A 20,780-nucleotide genomic window follows, 5' to 3' on the forward strand; every position below is an offset into this window, starting at 1 on the left:
TTCATGAGGCGACGCGCGACACCGTGGTGAGGGTCCCGATGAGGGCGGTGTCGTGGTCCGCGGCGCGGAAGCGGGGGTGGTCGAGGATGTCGTGCAGGAATTCGGTCGTCGTGGCGATGCCCCTGCCGCGGATCCTGGTCTCGGTCAGTGCCCTTCGCATGCGCGCGATGGCTGTACGCCGGTCCGGCGCCCAGACGATGATCTTGGCGAGCAGCGAATCGTAATGCGGCGGAATGGCATAGCCGGGAGCGACGTGGGTGTCTACCCGGACGAAGGGGCCGCCCGGTAGTGCGCACTCGGTGAGTGTTCCGGGTGCGGGCGCGAATTCGCGTTGCGGGTCTTCGGCGTTGATCCGGCATTCGATGGACACCCCGCGCGGGGTCGCGACGTCGGCGGGCAGGGCCAGCGGCAAGCCCGAGGCGATGCGCAACTGCTCGGCGACGAGATCGATGCCCGTGACCATCTCGGTGACCGGATGCTCGACCTGCAGGCGGCAGTTGACCTCCATGAAGTAGAACTGTCCCTGCTGGTCCAGGAGGAATTCGAAGGTACCGGCCCCGACGTAGCCGACGGCTTCGGCGCCACGCACGGCCGCCGCGCCGATCCGCGCGACGAGTTCCTCGGACAGGCCGGGGGCGGGCGACTCCTCGACGAGCTTCTGGTGCCGTCGCTGCAAAGAGCAGTCCCGGGCGCCGAGATGCCGCACCGTGCCGTGGCGGTCGGCCAGGATCTGGACTTCGATATGCCGTGCCGAGTCGAGGTAGCGCTCCACATAGAGGCGACCGTCACCGAACACCGCGGTGGCATTGGCGCGGGTCTCCTGCCAGGCCGCGGAGAAGTCGGCGGAGTCCCGCACCACCCGCATCCCGCGGCCGCCGCCGCCCGCCACCGCCTTGATGATCACCGGATAGCCGATGTCGTCGGCGAGGGCGTGCGCCTCGTCCACCGTGTCGAGCGGATCGCGGCTGCCCGGCAGCAGCGGCAGCCCCGCCGCGGCCATCAGTGACCGCGCCGTCGACTTGTCGCCGAGATCGGCCATGATCGCCGCGGGCGTGCCGACGAACAGGAAGCCTTCCGCCTCGCACACCTCGGCGAAATCGGGGTCCTCGGAGAGGAATCCGTAGCCGGGGTGGATCGCGTCGGCGCCGGTGGCCCTGGCGGCTTCGATGACCGCCGGGATGTAGGAGTAGCTGCGTTTGGCGGGACCGGGACCGATGCGGAACGCCTGGTCGGCGAGCCGGACCGCGGCCGAATCGGCGTCGGCCGCGGAATACACCGCGACGGTGGCGATCCCGAGTTCGGCGCAGGTGCGGATGACCCGCACGGCGATCTCGCCGCGGTTGGCGACGAGCACCTTGCGGATCGGCCGCACGGTCATCGCACCACCTCGAGCACCAGCAGCGGTGCGCCGTGCTCGACCGCCTCCCCGTTCTCCACGAGGAATTCCGCCACCCGCCCCTCCCTGGTCGCGGTCACCGGGATCATCAGCTTCATCGCCTCGACGATGCCCACCTGCTGACCGGCCCGCACCGGATCGCCCTCGGCGACGAACGGCGCGGCACCCGGTTCCGGCGCGCGATAGAACACGCCGACGGTCTCCGCGGTGAGCGTGAAGGTGTCCGCGTCCGAACGACTTTCGGCGGAGGCGGATTCGGTGGTCGGCGCCGCTGCCGCGGGCGCGCCCTCGGCGGGCGCGGCGGTGATGGGCCTGCTCGGGCCGGGGTGCCCGTCCCAGCTGATCCGCAGCACGAGCGGACCATTGGCGACGGTCACCGAGGTCGGCCCGGTCTCGGCACGCACGGACAGCGCGTGGCGGGACAGCACGGCCAGCGCCTGGTCGGCGTCGACCGGATTCAGCGCCCGGCCGGCCGGTTCGGTGGTCACGGACTCGGTCATCACTTCTCCTGATCGTTCGTGGGCAGTCCGAAGACACGGAAACGGTGGTGGCGGCGGTCCAGCAGCTCCGCGACCCGCAGCCGCGTCAAGTCGGCGACCGCGTGACGCAGCGCGTGGCGCAGGGCGGCGGCGGCCGCGGCGGGATCATGGTGCGCACCGCCCTGCGGCTCGGTCAGCACGCCGTCGGCGACGCCGAGTTCGAGCAGGGAGGTCGAGTCCACTCGCAGCGCGGCGGCGGCGCGCGGGGCGGCGGCCGCGTCCTTCCACAGGATCGAGGCGCACCCCTCCGGGCTGATCACCGAGTAGACCGCGTTCTCGCAGACGAGCACGCGATCGGCCACGGCCAGCGCCAGCGCTCCCCCGCTACCGCCCTCGCCGGTGATCACGGTGACCACCGGAACGGGCAGCCCGGCGAGCAGTTTGAGCGATTCCGCGATGGCGACGGCCTGCCCCTGCTCCTCGGCGGTCACACCCGGGTAAGCGCCCGCGGTGTCGACCAGGGTGATCACCGGAATGCCCAGCTTGGCGGCCAGGCGCAGCACTCGGGCCGACTTCCGGTATCCGGCCGGGGTCGGCATACCATAGTTGCGCTGCGCCAACTCGGTTGCCGTATGGCCCTTCTGCGTGCCGATCACGATGACCGGCGCGTCGTCGAGCCGGGCCAGCGCGGTGATCATGGCTGGGCAGTCCGCCGACAACCGGTCGCCGTGCAGCTCGACGAATTCGTCGAAGGACGCAGCCAGGTAGTCCAGTGTGGTCGGCCTGCCCAGTTCTCGCGCGGCCCGCACGCTCTGCCAGGCGTCGCGCGGCGCGAGCCGGGTCGCGTCCACGCAAACCGGGTCCGGGTCGTCGGCGACCTCGATGCGGCGCGCGCTGTCGGCGGCCAGCGCGAGCAGACGGGCCAGCCGGTCCCGCAGCGCCGATCGGTGGCAGATCATGTCCACCACACCGTGTTCGAGCAGGAATTCCGCGGTCTGGAATCCGGCGGGCAACGTCTCGCCGATGGTCTGCTGGATCACCCGTGGACCGGCGAATCCGAGACGCGCGCCGGGCTCGGCGATGATGATGTCGGTGGAGGTGGCGTAGGAGGCCGCGACGCCGCCATAGGTGGGATCGGTGATCACCGAGATGGTCAGCACGCCCGCGTCGTCCAGGTCCCGCAGTGCCTGGCTGGTCTTGGCCATCTGCATCAGCGCGAGGATGCCCTCCTGCATGCGGGCTCCGCCGGACGCGGTGACCAGCACCAGCGGCACGCGCGCCGCCAGCGCCGTCTCGGCCGCGACGGTGACCGCTTCGCCCACCGCACCGCCGAGACTGCCGCCGAGGAACCGGAAGTCCATCACCGCCAGCACCACCGGCGCGCCGCCGATGCTGCCGCGCACGCACCGGATGGCGTCGGTCAGCCCGGTGCGGCGGCTCGCTTCGGCATGCCGCTCGGGGTAGGGGCGGGAGTCGCTGAAGCCGAGCGGATCGACGGCGGTGGCGGACGGCTCGATGTACCGCGCCGAGCCCGGGTCCAGCAGCGCCTCGATGCGCTGGTCGGCGGTCAGCATGCCGTGCCCGTCGCAGTCCGGGCAGACCCGGCCGGACCGCTCGTAGCGTTTGGCGTAGAGCATGGCGGCGCAGGACGGGCACACCATCCAGGAGGTCCGGGTATCCGGACCGCTCTCCAGCGTGGTCATCGTTCCTCCCTCGGTCGGGGCACGAATCGGGCGCAGTCGGCGGGTAGCCGCACGCCCGCGGTACGCAACTGGGCGACCCTGGTCAGGTAGGCCGCGCCCAGCATCATCTGGTCGGCGATATCGGCGACGTGCCGGTTGCGCAGCGCCGCCAGATAGCTTCCGGCCACCCAGTTGTTGAACCCGCCCATCGCGGGCCCGCACCAGATCTGGTAGTCGGCGACGCGGCCTGCTTCACCGCGAATGCTCCACCCCGACGACAAGCCCAGGTACCACCGGAACACCAGGGCCATCTTGCGTTTCGGGTCGGCGTCGGCGCCGGCGAGCTGGGCCGGGTCACGCTCGGTGAAGTACGTGACGCAGTCCTCCCACACGGTTTCCAGCGGCCGCTGGAACAGCGTGGCCTCCAGATCGCGCCGCAGGTCGGCCGGGATCGCGTCGATGCCTTCGTAGGCGCGGTAGGTGTCGTAGAGCCGCTGCGCGCGGGCGGCGAACATGGTGCCTCGGCGCAGCACCTGCACCTGGACGCCGAGCTCGAACATGTCCGAGGACGGCGCCATGGTGCAGTCGGCGAAAGCGGCTCGGGTGAGCAGCTGTTTGGTGGTGTCGCACTGGGCCGCTTCCCGGGTGGCCTGATTCACCGACCCGGTCACCACGTAGGCGGCGCCCAGCGCGAAGGCCGCCGCCGCCGCGGCGGGGGTTCCGATGCCGCCTGCCGCCCCGACCCGGACCGCCGCGGCGGCGGGCACGGTGCGGGCCAGCCGGTCCCGGGCCGCGATCAGCTCGGGCAGCAGCACCAGCAACGGCCTGCGGTCGGTGTGGCCGCCGGAGTCGGCTTCGGCCGTGATGTCGTCGGCCATCGGCACCTGTTCGGCGAGCCGGGCCTGCTCCGGCGTGAGGTCACCGGATTCGACGAGCGTGCGCAGCAACCGGGTGGGCGCCGGGCGCAGGAACGGCTCGGCCACCTCGACCCTGGAGACTTTCGCGATCAGGCGATTGCGCACCTCGACGCGCCCCTGCCGGTCGACGGCCAGCCCCGCCGCACGGTAGCGCACGACCTCGCCGGTGAGGTCCATGAACGCCGACGCTTCCACGCAGCGCACCTGGTGGCGCAGGCACGCGTCGACGATCGCGCGCTCCAGCGCGGGCTCGGAAGGGCTGTGGATCAGGTTGCACGCGAACGGCTTTCCGGTGAGCGTGCGGCTCAGCTCGGCCAGTGCCGCGTCCACCGCGGCGGGCGGCACGCCCGCCGCGCCGTAGGAGGCGAGATAACCGGCCCGAGCCATCGCCGAAACCAGTGCGGGCGAGGCGATTCCGTTCGCCATGGCACCCGCGGCGTACGCGGCGCGCACACCGTGGGCGGCGGCGAACCGCCGATCACCCAGCTGCTCGGGCGGTAGCGGGGCCACCGCCGCGAGGACCTCGGCGTGCGCCGCGGTCCGCTCGTCGGTCGTCGCGCCCACCCGGCCCTCGTGGCGCACGATCCAGCACGGGCGGGCCAGATCGGACAACACGGCGGTGATGTCGTCGGCGGTGTCTGCGAGGACACCGGCCGCGGATGTGGTCATCAGCGTTCCTCCCGCTCGGCGAGTTCGACCGCGAGGTCGGTCAGCTCGTAGATGCGCAGTCCCGGCTTCCAGAGCGAACCATCGGCGACGACGGTGACGCCCCGTGGTCCGTGCTGGATCTCCTTGATGTGGGCTTCGAGTTCGACGGTGCCGTCGGTGGGCAGGAACTGCCCGCGGTAGCGCCAGCTGAACGGCCGCTCGGCGGGGATGCGGAAGACCGGATCGCCGATCGGGTCGGCAAGGCCGGCGTCGAGCATCCACTCCTGGATCGCGTGGATCACCGATTCCACGCCGAGCGACCCCGGGATCACCGGGTCGAGGTGGAAGTGCCGGGCGAAGTACCAGTCCGACGGGTCGATCTCGCGCAGCGAATGCAGATATCCCGCGTCGTATCGGCCGCCGCCGTCGACCACGTCGATCCGGTCGATCAGCGCCAAGGTGCGCCGGGCGCACAGCCTGGCTCGCGGGTCGGCTCGGCGGGCGGCCACGTCGATGGTGCGCACGTCCGCGCCGGGGTTCTCCGTGAGCCAGCTCGGCGCGGGCCGGCCCGCGTCGAGGCCGGTCTGGTTGGCGAGCGCCTCGTCGCTGAAGTATCCGAACATGGTCTCGCCCGCGTAGAACGGTTCGCCGTCCACGCTGAGGGTGTAGTCGAAGGTCTGCAGTGACGAGCCGGGCAGGATGGTGGTCGACAGCAGCCGGGAGGATTGGCGGATCGTCTTGTCCCGCGGGTCGATCTGCCGTAGCACGGTGGCGGTGCCACCGAGGTTGCGCAGGCTCAGGGTGGTGCCGGGCTGAGTGAGCGTGGGGCCCGCGTAGTAACCCATCAGCAGCGCTGCCTGCAACGAGGTCTCCATGTAGACGAAGTGCGGCATGGACTCGTTCGCGGTGTCGCCGTAGTACCAGGAGTCGGCCGGTGAGTCGTACTCGGTGGTGTAGGACGCGCCGTCCAGGTTCCCGCGCCTGCCGTCGAAGTCGAGCACCCGGTCGACCAGCAGCAGGCCGCCGGTCGGCAAGCGGGTCGCCCGCACGCCGGTGTACTGCGCGAATTCCGGTCCCATGGCGATGCCTTGATCGCCGCGGGACAGATGCGTCATGTGGAACTCGTTGAGCAGCAGACCTTCCGAGACCTGACCGGGGCCGACTCCGCTGCCCGGGCGTTCCACGACCGTGACCGTGACGTCGAGCGCGCCTTCCGCTCCCGCGATGGTCGCCGTCCCGGAGACGTGCGGCCGGGGCACCAGGTCGAGCGCGGTCACCGTCAGGGTGATCGTGCCGGACGCGGCACCTGTCACCGTGCCCGCGCATTCCGCGACCAGGGAGCTGCCCGACAGCGCCAGCGGCAGGCCGAGGTACAGCGCGAACACCTCCGCGACCTGCGTCGCGGCGGCGCGCGGATCACCTTCGAACCGGGCCTCGACCCTGCCGCTGCCCGCGCCGCCGTACAACTCGATGGCGGTCACTTCGGTGAGCGCGAGCTGGGCCGTCCCGGCCAGCCGGGCCACCGCTTCGGTGCCGGCGCGCCGGTGTGCCGCACCGAAGACGCCGCTCAGGTCGCCTTCGGTGAGGCGCAGCAGGTCCGCTCGATCCAACCGGGTGCGGCCGGTGCGGGCCAACGGCTTGAAGGCGGACTCCGCGGCGGTGTACCCGCTCGCCACCCAGGAGACCGCGCGTGCCGTCTCGGAATCGCCGCCTTCGCCAGCGTGACCACCGAAACCCGGATCTGAGCCGCGCAGCGCCCGCTGCCACACCGCCCGCTGCATCGCCAGCTGAGCGTGCAAGGCCGCCCGGTGCGCGGCGACGACACCGGAGCGGATTTCGGCGAGTGGACCGGCGGCGCGCGCCGCGCCACTGTCCGTGCGCTGCGCCGCCGACGCACCGGGTTGTGTCCCTGCGACAGCGAGACCATCCGCCGCACCGCTGATCGGGGCATCGTCCGAGGACGGGGCGAGCGAACCCGCCCGCGTACCCGCACTGTCCGCATCCGGTCGGCGTGACGGTGAACCGTCGACGCTCCCTCGCGGGTCCGCCGCGAGCGCGGTCACCGGATCGAACGGAATGCCGTCGAATTCCAGGGTTGTCATGCCATCCACCGCCTCACCGAGGTCTGGAACTTCTCCGTCAGATCGGGTGTCGTCACCACCGTGACGTCCGAGAACCGTTGCAGCACCGTGCCGTCCGCCGTGGTGGCGGTGGCGTCGATCCGCGCGTCGAGCCGACCGGCGCGCGGGTTGTCCACGGTGAGCAGGAACGGCTCGCCCGCGGGCAGCGGCCGGAAGTAGTCGATCCGCCCCACGCCGAGCGGCAGGCAGGCGCTGCCGAGCAGCCGGTGGCCCAGCACCGGCGGTCCTTGCAGGATCAGGTCGGCGAGGACCGGATCGTGCAGCCGCCCCGCGTAGGCGCCGCCCGCCACGGTGGCGGCGGGCAGTTCGCACTCGAAGACGATCGCGTCGTCGGAAACCGCACGCACCGACCGCAATCCCTGCAACGCGGGCGCGTGGAACTGAACGGCGTCGCGGTAGATGGTCGCCTCGCCGGCCGGGCCACCGGGCACCGGCTTGCGCGGCGAGGGATCCGCCGCGTCGGCCAGCGTGAGTGCGGCCCGGAAGTGGACGGCGTTCTCGCCGCGCACGGTCGCGTGCACCGTGGACGCGTCCTCCCCCGGCACCAGCTCGAGTTCCACTTCCTCGAGCGGACGGTCGAAGACGATTCCTTTGAGGACCTGGAAGTCCCGGACAGCGACGACCGTGCGGCCCGGCAGGGCGCGTTCGGCGAACTCGACCATCGCGCCGAGACCGAAGGTGGCGGGCAGCACGATGTGCTCACCGATCCGGTGCGCCGCGATGATCGGGTCCTCGGTGATCCCGGTGATCGTCCGCCGCGCCCGCACCGTGCCCGCGACCGCCGCCGTGTCCGACAGCGACTTCGCAGGTCCGATGAGCACGATCGTGTCCTCGGAGCGTGCTTCGGTGAACTGCTCGGTGAACGCCGCCGCGCCCATCCGCGGGTCGAGCAACTCGACTCCGCGCGTCCGGAAGTGCTCACGCAAGGCGGGGGTCACCATGCCGCCGTCCCACGCACCCCAGTCGATCGCCGTGACGTGGCAGTTCGGCTGCTGGGTTCGCAGGCTCACCGCGAATCGCGTGAGCGCTTCGTTCGCGGCCGCGTAGTCGGCCTGACCCGCGTTGCCGAACAGTCCGGCCACGGAGGTGAACAGCACCAGGTGCCGCAGTTGACCGAGCGCGCCGAGGACGGCGGCGAGCCCGGCGATCTTGGGGTCGAGCACCCTGGCGACCGATTCGGCGGTCTTGTCGGTGATCACCGAGTCGGCCAATACTCCGGCTCCGTGCACGACGCCGGTGATGGAGTCCCGCAACGGCGCGAGGGCGGCGGTGACCGCCTGCCCATCCGTGGCGTCGACGGCCAGGTACTCGGCGCGTGAGCCGAGGGCGGCCAGCGTCTCCCGGATCTCGCGGGTGGCGCGGACACCGGACACGGCACGCTCGATGTCACGCGGCGTGGCGCCGGTACCGGCCAGCGCCCGTACCGCGGCGGGCTTGAGCTCCGCGTCGGGAACCCCTGCCGCCCAGCCGGGTTCGGCGGTCGGCTCGGAGCGCCCGAGCAGCACGAAGCGCGCCTCGCTTCGCGCGGCCAGTGCCAGTACACAGGTGGCCGTGACGCCGCGCGCGCCGCCGGTGACCAGCAGGACGTCGTCGGCGGTGAGCACCGTGGCATCCTGCTCGTCGGCCGGACGCACCGGAGTGACCGTCCGTGCGGCCGCGTGCCCGCTCGGCACCGGGGTACGGCGTTCACCCGCCGCGTCGATGCCGACCTCCAGGGTGTCGCGGGCGGAATCGGACAGCTCGGCCGTCACGAACTCGGCCAGCTGCCGTGGTGAGCAGGCCGGATCGATGTCCAGCGTCCGGCAGAACAGTCCGGGTTGTTCGGCCGCCAAGGTTTTCACCACACCGCCGATGCCGCCGAGCAGCGCGTGCTCCGGTTGCGCGGTGCCGAGGAAGCCCAGCGCGCCGTCGAGCCGCGTCACCGTTACGAAGGCCGCTCGCCCCGGCGCCGCGCGCAGCAGCGGCACGGCACGGCCCGCCGCGAGGATGCCGTCGGTCAGATAGCGCTGGGCCGAGGCCCAGTCGGCGGAACCGCCGAGCAGGACCACGCACACGTCGACGGGTTCGCCCGCGGTGCCGATACCGGCGACCGCATTCGTCTGGCGCACCGTCCACCCGAGCCCGGTCAGCGCGGCGGCGAGCGCCGTACGGTCGGAGTCGAGTTCGCCGGTGGGGTCGACGAGTAGGGCCCGCGCTCCCTCGCGGTAGGGCGCTACCAGCCGATCCAGCGGCGGCAGGGAGACGAGTTCGACGGCGTGCCGCGACGTTCCCGCCGCGGCCTCAGCTTTTGGGTGGACATCACCACCCGCCACTCCGGCGAGTTCCACCACGATCTGATCCAGCGTGCGAAGTGTGCCCAACTGCTCCGGGCCGAGGCTCGGTAGGTTCGGAAAGCGTTCCTGCAGCGCGCCGATCACCTGCACTCGCTTGATCGAGTCCACCCCGAGATCGGCTTCCAGATCCATCGACGGATCCACCATCTCGACCGGATAACCCGTCTTCTCCGCGACCACCTCACGCAGCGCACGCCGCAAGGCCTCACCCGAGACCTCGTCGGCGGAGCCGTTCGCGGACGGCCCGGCGGTAGCCTGGGCGCTCTCTGCGACACCGAGCAGATCGACGATCTGATCCAGCGTCCGCACCGTGCCCAACTGCTCCGGACCCAAGCTCGGCAACTGCGGAAACCGTTCCTGCAGCGCGCCGATCACCTGCACTCGCTTGATCGAGTCCACCCCGAGATCGGCTTCCAGATCCATCGACGGATCCACCATCTCGACCGGATAACCCGTCTTCTCCGCGACCACCTCACGCAGCGCACGCCGCAACGCCTCACCCGAGACATCGGCGTCGGCCCCGGACGCGGTGGCCGGGTGAGCCGCACCGTTCGCGGACGGCTCGGGCGCGGTCCGCGGGCCTGCACCGCCGAGCAGATCGACGATCTGATCCAGCGTCCGCACCGTGCCCAACTGCTCCGGACCCAGATTCGGCAACTGCGGGAAACGTTCCTGCAGCGCACCGATCACCTGGACCCGCTTGATCGAGTCCACCCCCAGGTCGGCTTCCAGATCCATCGACGGATCCACCATCTCGACCGGATAACCCGTCTTCTCCGCGACCACCTCACGCAGCGCACTGCGCAGCGACTCGCCGGTCACCTGACCGCCGACCGTCGCAGCTTCGGACAGTGCGTGGCCGTTGGGCGCCGGAGCCTGGGAAGGCGCATGAACGTTGGGCACCGGACCGGCCGTTGCCGCAACGGGTTCCGGTGCGGGCGCGGCCCGGTGATCGTCCACGACCATGGCGGTGGCCAGCGGCCAGCGTACCGGCGCGGGCTCGATGGCCGCGCGCGGCTCGGGGGCCGGTCGAACCTGGGTCGAGGGCCGAGAAACCGGAGCGAAGCCGCTTTCCAGCTCGACCAGTTGGGCGAGCACTTCGCTGGCTCGCGCATGGCTGTGGCTGATCGCGACGCCGTGTTCCTTGACGGCCTCGATGGCGCGCACCGTGGCGGCGTCGAGCCGGCCGTCGCCGAGCGCGCCTGCCAGGCCACGGGCCATGTCCAGCTGGCCGTCCAGGAACTGGCGGTGCGTGTGCAGGTGCTGTACGAGCGCGCTCTCCAGCGCGTCCGAGCCGGCGTCGCCGGGCTGCGGTGTGGGATACACGGGTGTCTCCGTTGCTGCGGTGGAAGCGGTGGGCACAGCCCGCTGTTCGGCGGGCAGGTGATCGACCACGCTGTCGACCGGAGCGGGGGCGGCCGCCAGGACGCTGAGCCGGTATTCGTCGGCGAGCGCGGCGGCGTAGGCGGCGCGACGGGTCTCGGGCACGTACTCCGGCGCCGACATCGTCACCGTCATCGCGCGGCTGGAGACCGCGGCCTGCGGTGCGGGGGCGGCGTGACGGTTGATGCCGTGCAGGCCGAATCCGAGCACGGCCAAGCGCACCGCCGCGCGGGTCAGCGCGAGATCACTGTTGCCGATCGGGCCGGAGTCGGTCGCGATGACGACCACGTCGTCGCCGAGGGTGCGCCGCACCAGCGAGGTCAGCACCTGCTTCGGCCCGAACTCCACGAACACCGTGCAGCCCGCGTCGCGCATCGCGGTGAGCGCGGCCACGAATTCGACCGGCTTGCCGAGCTGTTCGGTCAGCAGTGCCCGGTTGGCCGCCACGTCCTCGCTGTAGCGTGCGCCGGGAGTATTGGCGAAGACCGGAGCGTCCGGCGCGCCGATGTGCGCCTGGGCGACGGCGGTGCCGAACGCGGCCGCGGCGTGGGCGACGTAGGGCGTGTGGAACGCCCCGGACACCGGAAGCGCGCGCGTTGCCACGCCACGCTCGCCGCAGCGAGCGACGACGGCGGCGATCCCCTCGGCGCCACCGCCGACGACGACCTGGTCGGGTGCGTTGTGATTGCAGATCCAGACGTCCGCGACGCCGTCGAGCAGTTCCTCGGCGGTCTCCCGGGACGCGCCGAGCGCCACCATCGTCCCCGCCTCGACACCCGGTTCCGGTGTCATAGCCACACCGCGGGCGCGGGCGAGCGCGTAGAAGTCCGCGGAGGCCAGCGCGCCGGAAGCCCACAGCGCGGTCAACTCTCCGAAGCTGTGCCCGAGATACCCGTCGGCGCGCAAGCCGTAGTCCGACAGGGCGGTGAACTGCCCCGCCGACAGCGCGCCGATCGCGGGCTGGGCGAATTCGGTTCGGCGCAGTGCGGTCTCCTGCGCCGACGCCACCTCGTCGTCGAACGCGGGCGGCGGGAAGACCACCGACGACAGACGCACCGGCGCGCCGGCGAACGCCTCGTTGGCCTCGTCGAACGCCGCGCCGACGGCGGGGTTGTTCAGCGCTGCGTCCAGCCCCATGTCGACGTACTGGCTGCCCTGTCCGGCGAACAGCGCGCCCACCTTGCGATCCGGCAGGGCGGCGGCGCGGAAGTACACACCCTCGGGGTGCTCCCAGGCCGTGGCGTCGGGGTTGCGGACCAGTTCGTCCACCGCGAGCGACCGCAGGTGTGCGGCGTTCTCCTCGTCGACCGAGACGAACCCGATGCGCGCGTGCGCCTCCGGGATGTCGCCCCCGTCGCTGGGCGCGACGCTGCGCACCGCGTCGATCAGCCCGGCCACGTCCGGCGCGTGCCACAGATGCGCGCGGGCGGTGCGATGCAGCACCGGGTGCGCGGCACGATCGGCGTCCGCTTCCTCCAGCACGACATGGAAGTTGGTGCCGCCGAAGCCGAATGCCGAGGCCGCCGCCCGCCGCACCGGGCGCTGCGGGTCGCGGATCCACGGACGCGTGCGGGTGTTCACGTAGTACGGCGCGTCGGCGGCGGCGATCTCGGCGTTGGGCGCGGAGACGTTGATGGTGCCCGGCAGCACCTTCTGGTGCAGCGCCAGCGCCAGTTTCATCACGCTCGCGGTGCCCGCGGCGCCCTTGGTGTGACCGATCTGGGACTTCACGCTGCCGAGCGCGGCGAACGCGGGCTCGGACGTCGCGTCGGTCAGCAGTTCTTTCAGCGCGGTGAGTTCGGTCTTGTCGCCGACGGGCGTGCCGGTGGCGTGCGCTTCGATGAGCGCCACGTCGGCGGGTGAGATCTCGGCGTCGGCGTAGGCGCGGTCCAGCGCGACCCGCTGGCCGCCCGCGCGCGGGGCGTAGATGCTCTTGGCGCGGCCGTCGCTGGAGGAGCCCAGACCGCGGATGACGGCGTAGATCCGGTTGCCGTCGCGCCGTGCGTCTTCCAGCCTGCGCAGCGCGAGCATGGTGATGCCTTCACCGAGCAGCGTGCCGTTGGCGTCGGCGGAGAAGGGGCTGATCTGCCCGCTGGCCGACAGCGCACCGACCTTGCTGAAGCACAGGTAGATGAAGATGGTGTTCTCGGTGTCCACACCACCGGTGATCATCATGTCCGCGCGGCCGTCCTGGAGTTCGGCGATGGCGGTGCGCAACGCGGCCAGCGAAGCCGCGCAGGCCGCGTCGACCGTGCAGTTGATGCCGCCGAGGCCGAGCCGGTTGGCCACCCGGCCCGCGGTGATGTTGGCCAGCAGACCCGGGAACGAATTCGCCTCCCACGGCGCGAATGCCGCGACGAACCGGTCGGCGATGGCGTCGGCGTCGGCATCCGACAGCCCGACCGAGCGCGCCGCCTCCTTCAGCACCGGCGTGGACAGCCGCGCGGCCAACGGGTGCATGAGCGGCACCGGGCCGGTGGTGCCGAGGACGACGCCGGTGCGGCCCGGGTCGTACCAGTCGGAGTCCACCGCGCCCGCGTCGCGCAGCAGGTCGCGGGCGACGCCCAGACCGAGCGTCTGCATCGTGCTGGTCACTTCCAGCTGGTTGGGCGGCAGCCCGAATTCCAAGGGATCGAACTCGATGTCGGGCAGGAACGCGCCCCGGCGCGAGTAGGTCTTGTCCGGCGCCGCCGGGTCCGCGTCGAAGTAGTCGTCCAGGCTCCAGCGTGACGCGGGGACCTCGGTGGTGCAGTCCACGCCGTCGACGATGTTCTGCCAATACTCTCGGTGGTTGTGGGCGTTGGGCAGCAGCCCGGACATCCCGACGATGGCGATCGGGTTGCGCGCCAGGCGTCTGTCGTCTGTCACGGATATTCCTCTCGAACCGGGTGGATGATCAGGCGGCCACGGTGGTCGCGGTGCGCGACGCGACGAGGTCGGCGACGCCTGTGGCGAACAGGTGGTGGCCCAGCGAACTCGGGTGCAGACCGTCGGCGGTCCACATCTGCGGCCGTTCCCATTCGGGCTGGGCGGCGATGTCCAGCAGCAGCGTGCCGGTGTCGGCGACGACGTCGGCGAGCACCGCGTTGGCGAAGGCGAACCGCTCGCGCAGCAGCGCGCGGAACCCGTCCGGCACCGGCAGCCGGGCCGGGATGTCCGGGTAGCTGGCGGTGAACACCGTCGCACCGCCCGCCCGCAGCGCGCCGAACAGCTCGGCGAGGTTGCGGGCGAATCGGTCCTGGTCGTAGTCGCTCACCAGGTCGTTCACTCCGACCACGACGCCGAACAATCCCGAGCGTCCCGAAACAGCCACGCGCAGTTGCTTTTCCAGCACGATGCTCGTGGTGGCGCCGTGCTCGCCGAGATTGCGCACCGCTGCGGGCCGCAGGCCGAGCTGGCCGCCGAGCCGCGGCACCCAGCCGCGGTAGCCGCCGCCGGGCGCGGCGTCGCCGCGCCCCTCGACGAAGCTGTCGCCCAGCGCGGTCAGCACCGGCGCGTTCATGCGGTCACTCCGTCCTTGCTGACGTGCCGGGCAGCCGTCGGGAAGTTCACCTTCTCGTACAGCGCGGCCAGCTCCGCCTCGCCGAAGTACTTGTCCGGCGGGTAGATTCCGGCGATCAGCCCGAAGAAGTGCTTGATGTAGTCGGCGTCCATCGAGGTCGCGCGGAACACCGAGTCGTAGTACGGCGTCAGCGACAGCTCCGAGATGCTCAGCGTCAGTTCGTAGGTGCTGGCGCTCTGCGCATCGCGCTCGCGCTGGTATTCGGCCAGCGCCTCGTCCATCGGGCGCGCGCCGGACAGACCTTCGTCCACCAGGTCGGCGAGCAACTGCGCGTACTTGAACGCGTCGGTGATGCCCCAGCCGGTGAACGGGTCCTTGTGGTAGCCGGCGTCGCCGACCAGCGCCCAGCCAGGGCCGTAGGACTGACGGCGGTAGTTGTCCGGGTACAGCATCGGGCGGAACTGCTCCACCCGCTTGCCGGTGTCGCGCAGACGAGCGCCGATCTCCGGGTCGATCTGCTCGACGATCTCCTGCACGCCCGCATCCGGGTCGGTACGGAACTCACGGAACCGGTCCCGCTTGCGCATGACCGCGACCAGGGCGAGATCGTCGTTGGTCGGCCAGGACGCGAACTGCTGCTCGCCGAAACCGGTGCGGTGCTGCATGCCCCAGTCGACGCCCTCGTAGTAGGAGTAGTAGATGAAGCACGCCGCGGGCGAGCCCTCGTACTCCTGCGCGCCGACCGCCTTGGCCACCGTCGAGTTCGAGCCGTCGGCGCCGACCACCAGCTTGGCGCGGAACTCCTGCTCGGCCCCGTCGCCGATCGCGCCGCGGATGCCGACCACGCGGTCACCGTCGAAAACCAGCTCCGAGACGGTGAAACCCTGGATCACCTCGACGCCCGCGTTGCCCGCTGCCTCGACCAGGATCTTGTCCAGCACCGTGCGGCGCGGGCAGTAGACGGCGTCGATGCCGTCGGCCGACGGATCGGCCATCCCCTTGATGACGATGTCGGTGTAGGAGAAGTTCAGGTGCCGGATCGGCGGCACGCCCGAGGCGACGACCTCCTCCAGCAAGCCCCAGGACTTCAGGAAGCCGAGCCCGGCCTGGTGGATGTAGTGGGTCGACGGGGTGTCGCTCGGGAAGTTCGCCCGGTCCACGGCGAGCACCCGGTAGCCCTTCCTGGCGAGCAGCATGGCCAGTGGGGAGCCCGCCACCCGGGTTCCGACAACGATGACGTCGTACATGTTCGCATCACTTTCCGGTAGTCGAATTCCGATTTCGAGTCTGTGGCCGCGACGGGTGATCGACCACCGCGGCGGGCCCTGATTCATCGGCCGATCGGCCGCGGCTATCGTGCGGGTCGGGGCGCCGAATACAGCAGTTCGATATCCGCCGCGTACGCGTCGGCGATCGCGGCGCGGCGCAGTTTTCGAGACGACGTCGACAATCCGTCTTCGACGGTGAAATCGCCGTCCACGATCCGGAATGCCCGAATTGATTCCGCGCGCGATACCAGTGAATTCGCGTCGTCGATCGCCGATTGGACGGCGGCGGTGAGATCGCCGTCCGGCTCGGCGGCGCGCCAGCGCTGCACCTGCGCCGGCTCCAGGGTGACCAGGGCCGCGACGAAATCGCGGCCGTCACCGAGCACCATGCAGTTGGACACCAGGGGATGCAGCCGGATCCGGTCCTCCAGCGGCGTGGGGGCGACGTTCTTGCCGCCCGAGGTCACCAGGATCTCCTTCTTGCGCCCGGTGATCCGCAGGAATCCGTCCTCGTCGAGCTCGCCCAGGTCACCGGTGTGCAGCCAGCCCTGCGCGTCCACCGGCGACTGGCTCGCCGCGGCGCCCCAGTAACCCGGTGACACGTGCGGCCCGCCGACCAGCACCTCCCCGTCCTCCTCGGCGATGGCCACCGAGGTGCCCGGGATCGGCCTGCCGACCGTGCCGAGCCGGTTGGTCTCCGGGGCGCTCACCGTCACGGCGGTCGCGGCCTCGGTGAGGCCGTAACAGTTCAGCAGCAGCACACCGAAACCCGCGTAGAACCCGACCGTCGAGTCGTCCAGCGAAGCGCCGCCGGAGATGACGTGGCGCAGTTCACCGCCGAGCGCGGCCACGACCGGGTGCGTCGACGGCTCCGGCGCCGCCTGCGCCCGCACGAGCTCGAGACCGCGCCGCACCGCCTCGCGCTCCTCGTCGTCGGCGAGCAGGGTGCGGCAGTACTTGCGGATCTTCTCCAGGCCGTAGGGAATCATCGCGAGGAAGGTCGGCCGCACCGTCGGCAGCACCGGCACCAGGTCGGGAATGCCGGGCAGCAGATGCGTGCGGCTGCCGCCGAACAAGCAGGCGAACAGGATGGTCTGGCCGAAGACGTGCGACAGCGGCAGGGCCAGCACGGTGGTTCCGTCGAACATGTCGCCGGTGCGGCGCACCGTGTTGGAGGAGGACACGAACATGTTGCGATGGGTGATCAGGCACCCCTTTGCCAGGCCCGTTGTGCCGCTGGTGTACACGATCATCGCCAGATCGTCGGCCCGCACCTCGGCCATACGCGCGGCCAGCGCCGGATCGATCGCACCGGTGGCCCAATCCGCGATCTGCTCGAAGACCCAGACCTCGCCCGCGCCCGCGGCGCGCAGCCGCTCGGCGTCCTCGGCGCTCTCGGCGGCGAAGAAGACACTGCCGCTGTCGCTCAGGATGTGCTCGATCTGGCTGGGCGACGAAGTGGGGTAGACCGGCACCACCACCGCGCCGATGGCCAGCAGCGCGCAATCCAGCAGCACCCAGGCCAGATTCGTGCGGCCCAGCACCGCGACCCGATCGCCGGCCGCGACGCCCCGTCCGACCAGCGCCGAGGCCAGGGCGCGGGCCCTGCGGTCCACCTCGGCGCTGGTGAGCCGCGTTCCGTCGGCGTCGCACAGCGAAAGCCGATCCGGATGCCGCTCGGCCGCATCGGAAATCACCGAGTACAAACTCGCCGTATCCGGAAGATCGAAACCATTCTCACCGACCGACACTGCGATGACAGACACTGTGTTCACAATGTCGAATTCTGGTCGGCGTCACCGAATTACAGTGCCGTCGATATCGCGGTTCCTACCGCGCGAATGTCATCACCTATCGACGTGGTCAGGCCGACACCGCGCGGGCAATATCGATTTGCGCAGGTTCCGGGGAATCGACGCAATCCAAGAAAAAGCCGACCGACGGATTCGACTCGTCCGCACGCCACACCGCGTACAAATCGAGCGTCGGCACCGGATCGAACAGCTTGACCGCGACCGAAGCACTGCCCGGTCCACCCATGCCCATCGAAATCGCCCGCGGCAGCGAGGCGAATCCCACCAGCGGGCGCACCGAGACCATGTGCGCCGTCGCACCGGGGTCGTCGGCGGTCTGCGCCACCGCTAGGGAGATCCGGGAATCCGCGGCCGCGCGGAAGATCGAGTCGTACATGGCCGGACACTGCTCGCGGGCGAACAGCACGCAATCCTGTCCTTCGAGTTCGGCGAAGGGAACGCCGGGCCGATCGGCCCACCGATGCCTGCGCCCGACCACGGCGACCAGCGGCACCCGATGCAGCAGCCGCCGGTACCGGAAATCGGTCGTGCTCGGATGGCCGTACACCAGGGCGAGATCCAGTGACCCGTCGCTGAGTGCGGCCAGTTGCGGGCCGGTGCGCTTCTCCCACAGGGACACCACGATGTCGGGGTGCCGCTCGGTCATCCTGGTGAGCGCGTCCGGCAGCACATGTCTGCTGGCCGGAAGGTTGTAACCGATGTTGAGGGTGCCCGCCCGCCCTTCGGCGGTCGCCTTCGCGGCTTGGGCCGCGCGGTCCATCTGCGCCACGATGAGCCGGGCCTGACTCTCGAATTCCCGGCCCGCCGGGGTCAGCTTGACCTCGTGCGAGTTGCGTGCGACCAGTTGCACGCCGAGCGATTTCTCCAGCTTCTGCAGCTGGGCACTGAGACTGGGCTGCGTGAGATGCAAGCGCTGCGCTGCGCGGCCGAAATGCAGCTCTTCGGCAATCGTGATGAACGAAACCAGATGTCGGAACTCCATGCCGCCGGCTCCTTTTTCCGCGTACCGGAAACGGTAGCGCCACCAGGTAACCGACGATGAACCAGGAGCGGACGTACAGCACCGAGACCGTAGCGGATGAGTGAACTGGACCCGAAGGTCGAGCGTGGTGTGTTACCTGCGCCCGTGACCATCCAGGATCCCTGAAACCCGGTCCGGGGGCAACTCGGCGCGGCGCTAGCCGAAGTACTTGCGGAACCATGCCGTGAGTTCGGCTTCGTTCTTGGGTCCCGGATCCGGGTGATCGGCGCGCAGCGTGCAGAAATGCGCGGTGATCGCGAACTTGTTGTGCACCAGGAACAGGCAGCTCGGGCCCAGCGCGGGATCGCTGACCGGGTAGCAGAAATAGCGGCCGGTGACGTTGCCGTCCTGTCGCCACACGTCGTCGCCCGGCTCGCCGCGACCGCACACATGGCCCGAGAACTGCCCACGGTTCCCCTCGTACAGGTACGTCGCCGCGTCCTGGTCCGGGAAGCCGAAGAACTCCGCGGACGGGAACCCGGTCTTCGTGCCGCAGGACAGCACCGCGTCCACCGGGCCGGGCGGCGGATCGACATGCCTGCAGTTGCCCGGGCCGAAATCACCGGCCAGGTGGTTGAGCACCGCCCGATCGGCCTGCGTGAAATAGTCCGGGTCCCGGGCGGTGTCGGGTGTGCGGAACCCGCCGCCGTCGCGCGCGGCGACGTAGTCGCGGTAGGCCTGCTGGTCGGGCTCCCAGATGTACACCGCGACCGCCATCTCCTGCTCGTCCGTGACCAGCAGCCCCGGCCGTGGCGTCGCGGGATCGTCCACCTTGCTGAGGAAACAGGACTTGCGGCCGATCTCCACGCCGTCGCGCTGCATCGGTCCGTCCTGCCCCGGCGGGTCGCCGGGGCAGCTGCGCCCCTGCAGGCTGGTCAGCACCGCCGACGTATAGTCCCGCAGTTGGTCGACGGTGCGGAACCGCAGGAATCGCGCCACCGGAGCGCTCGCGGCCGGATTCGCGGTACAGAACACGACGGCGACAGTGGGCGGGTCCGGGTCCTCGTGCACACAGTTGGCCCGTTTGTAGCCCGACGAACCGACCAGCGACAGCAGTTCGACGTCCGGGCCGTGCGGGGCGCTCGCGTCGGGTACGGCGGCACCCGTGGTCGGGCGGGTCAGCTCCCAGCCGAGGAAGCCGAGTACGCCGGCCAGCAAAATGACGCACAGCAGGGCGAGCACGCGCAGCAGGCGCCGACGACGTGGTCGCGGCTCCGGCGGCTCGGTCGTCGCGCCCGGCCGGTCCCCTGGCGGACCCGCACCGGTCGGCGGATCGCCGTCCTCCGGCTTCGCGGGTTGTTCGAGCGAGCGGCCCGCGGTCGCCTCTGTCATCGCCGCCTGCGCGGCCGCCCCGAGTTCACCTGCCGTGCCGTACCGCGCCTGCGGGTCCTTGGCCATGCCGCGCGCGACCACCGCGTCCAGCCGGGCGGGCAGTGCGGGCCGGGACGAATGCGGCCGCGGCGGCGGCTCGAACAGGTGCGCCGAGACGATCTGCGCCTCGGTGTCCTTCGGGTACGGCCGCGATCCGGTAAGGCACTCGTACAGCACGCAGGTCAGGGCGTAGATGTCGGCGGCGGGGGTGACCGCGCGGGAGTGGAACCGTTCCGGCGCCATGTAGTGGAACGAGCCGATCGCCGAGCCGTCGCTGGTGAGGCTCTCGGCGGTGGCCGACTGCGCGATTCCGAAGTCCACCAGGTAGGCGAATCCGTCCGAGGTGAGCAGGATGTTGTCCGGCTTGATGTCCCGGTGCACCAAGCCGTCGGCGTGCGCGGCGTCCAGTGCCGCGGCGACCTGCCGCACGATCGCGATCGTCCGCTCCGGCTCCAGCGGCGCCCGCTCGGTCAGCAGCGCGCGCAAGCTGTCACCGCCGACCAGCCGCATGTCGATGAAGAGCCTGCCGTCGATCTCGCCGTAATCGTGGATCGGGATGATGTGCGGCTCCTGCAGCCGCGCCGCGACGTGCGACTCGCGCCGGAACCGTTCCCGGAACACGGGGTCGTCGTGCAGCCGCTCGGGCAGCACCTTCAGCGCGATGGTGCGGTCCTTGACGGTGTCGTAGGCCTCGAACACTTCCCCCATGCCGCCACGACCGATCAGGCGATCCAGGCGATACGGCCCGAATCGCGACCCCACCTCGAGCGTATGACGTCGTGTGGTCATCTCGTCCTCCGTGACGGGGACCCGGAGGGTGTCCGG

At 70.8% G+C, this 20,780-nt stretch carries 11 protein-coding genes; all 11 read right to left on the reverse strand.

Going from position 1 to position 20,780, the window contains the following annotated elements; genetic code table 11:
- Position 1: 1 nt before the first annotated feature.
- The gene (locus tag IU450_RS19950) at positions 2-1,378 is read right to left on the reverse strand and encodes an acetyl-CoA carboxylase biotin carboxylase subunit (RefSeq protein ID WP_195151265.1); all 1,377 of its coding nucleotides are present in this window, start codon (positions 1,376-1,378) and stop codon (positions 2-4) included.
- Positions 1,375-1,896, reverse strand: coding sequence for an acetyl-CoA carboxylase biotin carboxyl carrier protein (locus IU450_RS19955; protein WP_195151266.1), 522 nt, complete (start codon positions 1,894-1,896; stop codon positions 1,375-1,377). The genes IU450_RS19950 and IU450_RS19955 overlap by 4 nt, the downstream gene beginning before the upstream one ends.
- A complete protein-coding gene (accD, locus tag IU450_RS19960) occupies positions 1,896-3,578 on the reverse strand; it encodes an acetyl-CoA carboxylase, carboxyltransferase subunit beta (protein WP_195151267.1) in 1,683 nt (560 codons plus the stop codon). The genes IU450_RS19955 and accD overlap by 1 nt, the downstream gene beginning before the upstream one ends.
- Complete coding sequence (locus IU450_RS19965; RefSeq protein ID WP_195151268.1) at positions 3,575-5,143, reverse strand: PfaD family polyunsaturated fatty acid/polyketide biosynthesis protein; 1,569 nt, start codon at positions 5,141-5,143, stop codon at positions 3,575-3,577. The genes accD and IU450_RS19965 overlap by 4 nt, the downstream gene beginning before the upstream one ends.
- On the reverse strand, positions 5,143-7,224 hold the full coding sequence (locus tag IU450_RS19970; protein WP_195151269.1) for a beta-hydroxydecanoyl-ACP dehydratase: 2,082 nt from the start codon (positions 7,222-7,224) through the stop codon (positions 5,143-5,145). Before IU450_RS19970 ends, IU450_RS19965 begins: the two co-directional genes overlap by 1 nt.
- Positions 7,221-13,847 carry an SDR family NAD(P)-dependent oxidoreductase gene (locus IU450_RS40965; protein ID WP_324197737.1) on the reverse strand — a complete coding sequence of 2,209 codons (6,627 nt, stop codon included), beginning with the start codon at positions 13,845-13,847 and terminating at the stop codon, positions 7,221-7,223. The genes IU450_RS19970 and IU450_RS40965 overlap by 4 nt, the downstream gene beginning before the upstream one ends.
- A gap of 28 nt (positions 13,848-13,875) precedes the next feature.
- Positions 13,876-14,481, reverse strand: a complete 606-nt coding sequence (locus tag IU450_RS19980) for an SGNH/GDSL hydrolase family protein (protein ID WP_195151270.1) — start codon at positions 14,479-14,481, stop codon at positions 13,876-13,878.
- Positions 14,478-15,728: an NAD(P)/FAD-dependent oxidoreductase gene (locus IU450_RS19985; protein ID WP_195151271.1), complete on the reverse strand. Its 1,251-nt coding sequence runs from the start codon at positions 15,726-15,728 to the stop codon at positions 14,478-14,480. The genes IU450_RS19980 and IU450_RS19985 overlap by 4 nt, the downstream gene beginning before the upstream one ends.
- A 104-nt stretch (positions 15,729-15,832) precedes the next feature.
- On the reverse strand, positions 15,833-17,446 hold the full coding sequence (locus IU450_RS19990; protein WP_324197738.1) for an AMP-dependent synthetase/ligase: 1,614 nt from the start codon (positions 17,444-17,446) through the stop codon (positions 15,833-15,835).
- Positions 17,447-17,612: 166 nt separating this feature from the next.
- The gene (locus IU450_RS19995) at positions 17,613-18,545 is read right to left on the reverse strand and encodes a LysR family transcriptional regulator (protein ID WP_195151272.1); all 933 of its coding nucleotides are present in this window, start codon (positions 18,543-18,545) and stop codon (positions 17,613-17,615) included.
- A gap of 195 nt (positions 18,546-18,740) precedes the next feature.
- Positions 18,741-20,744: a serine/threonine-protein kinase gene (locus IU450_RS20000; protein WP_195151273.1), complete on the reverse strand. Its 2,004-nt coding sequence runs from the start codon at positions 20,742-20,744 to the stop codon at positions 18,741-18,743.
- Positions 20,745-20,780: the final 36 nt, after the last annotated feature.

Source organism: Nocardia abscessus (assembly GCF_015477775.1).
Classification (GTDB): Bacteria; Actinomycetota; Actinomycetes; order Mycobacteriales; family Mycobacteriaceae; genus Nocardia; species Nocardia abscessus_A.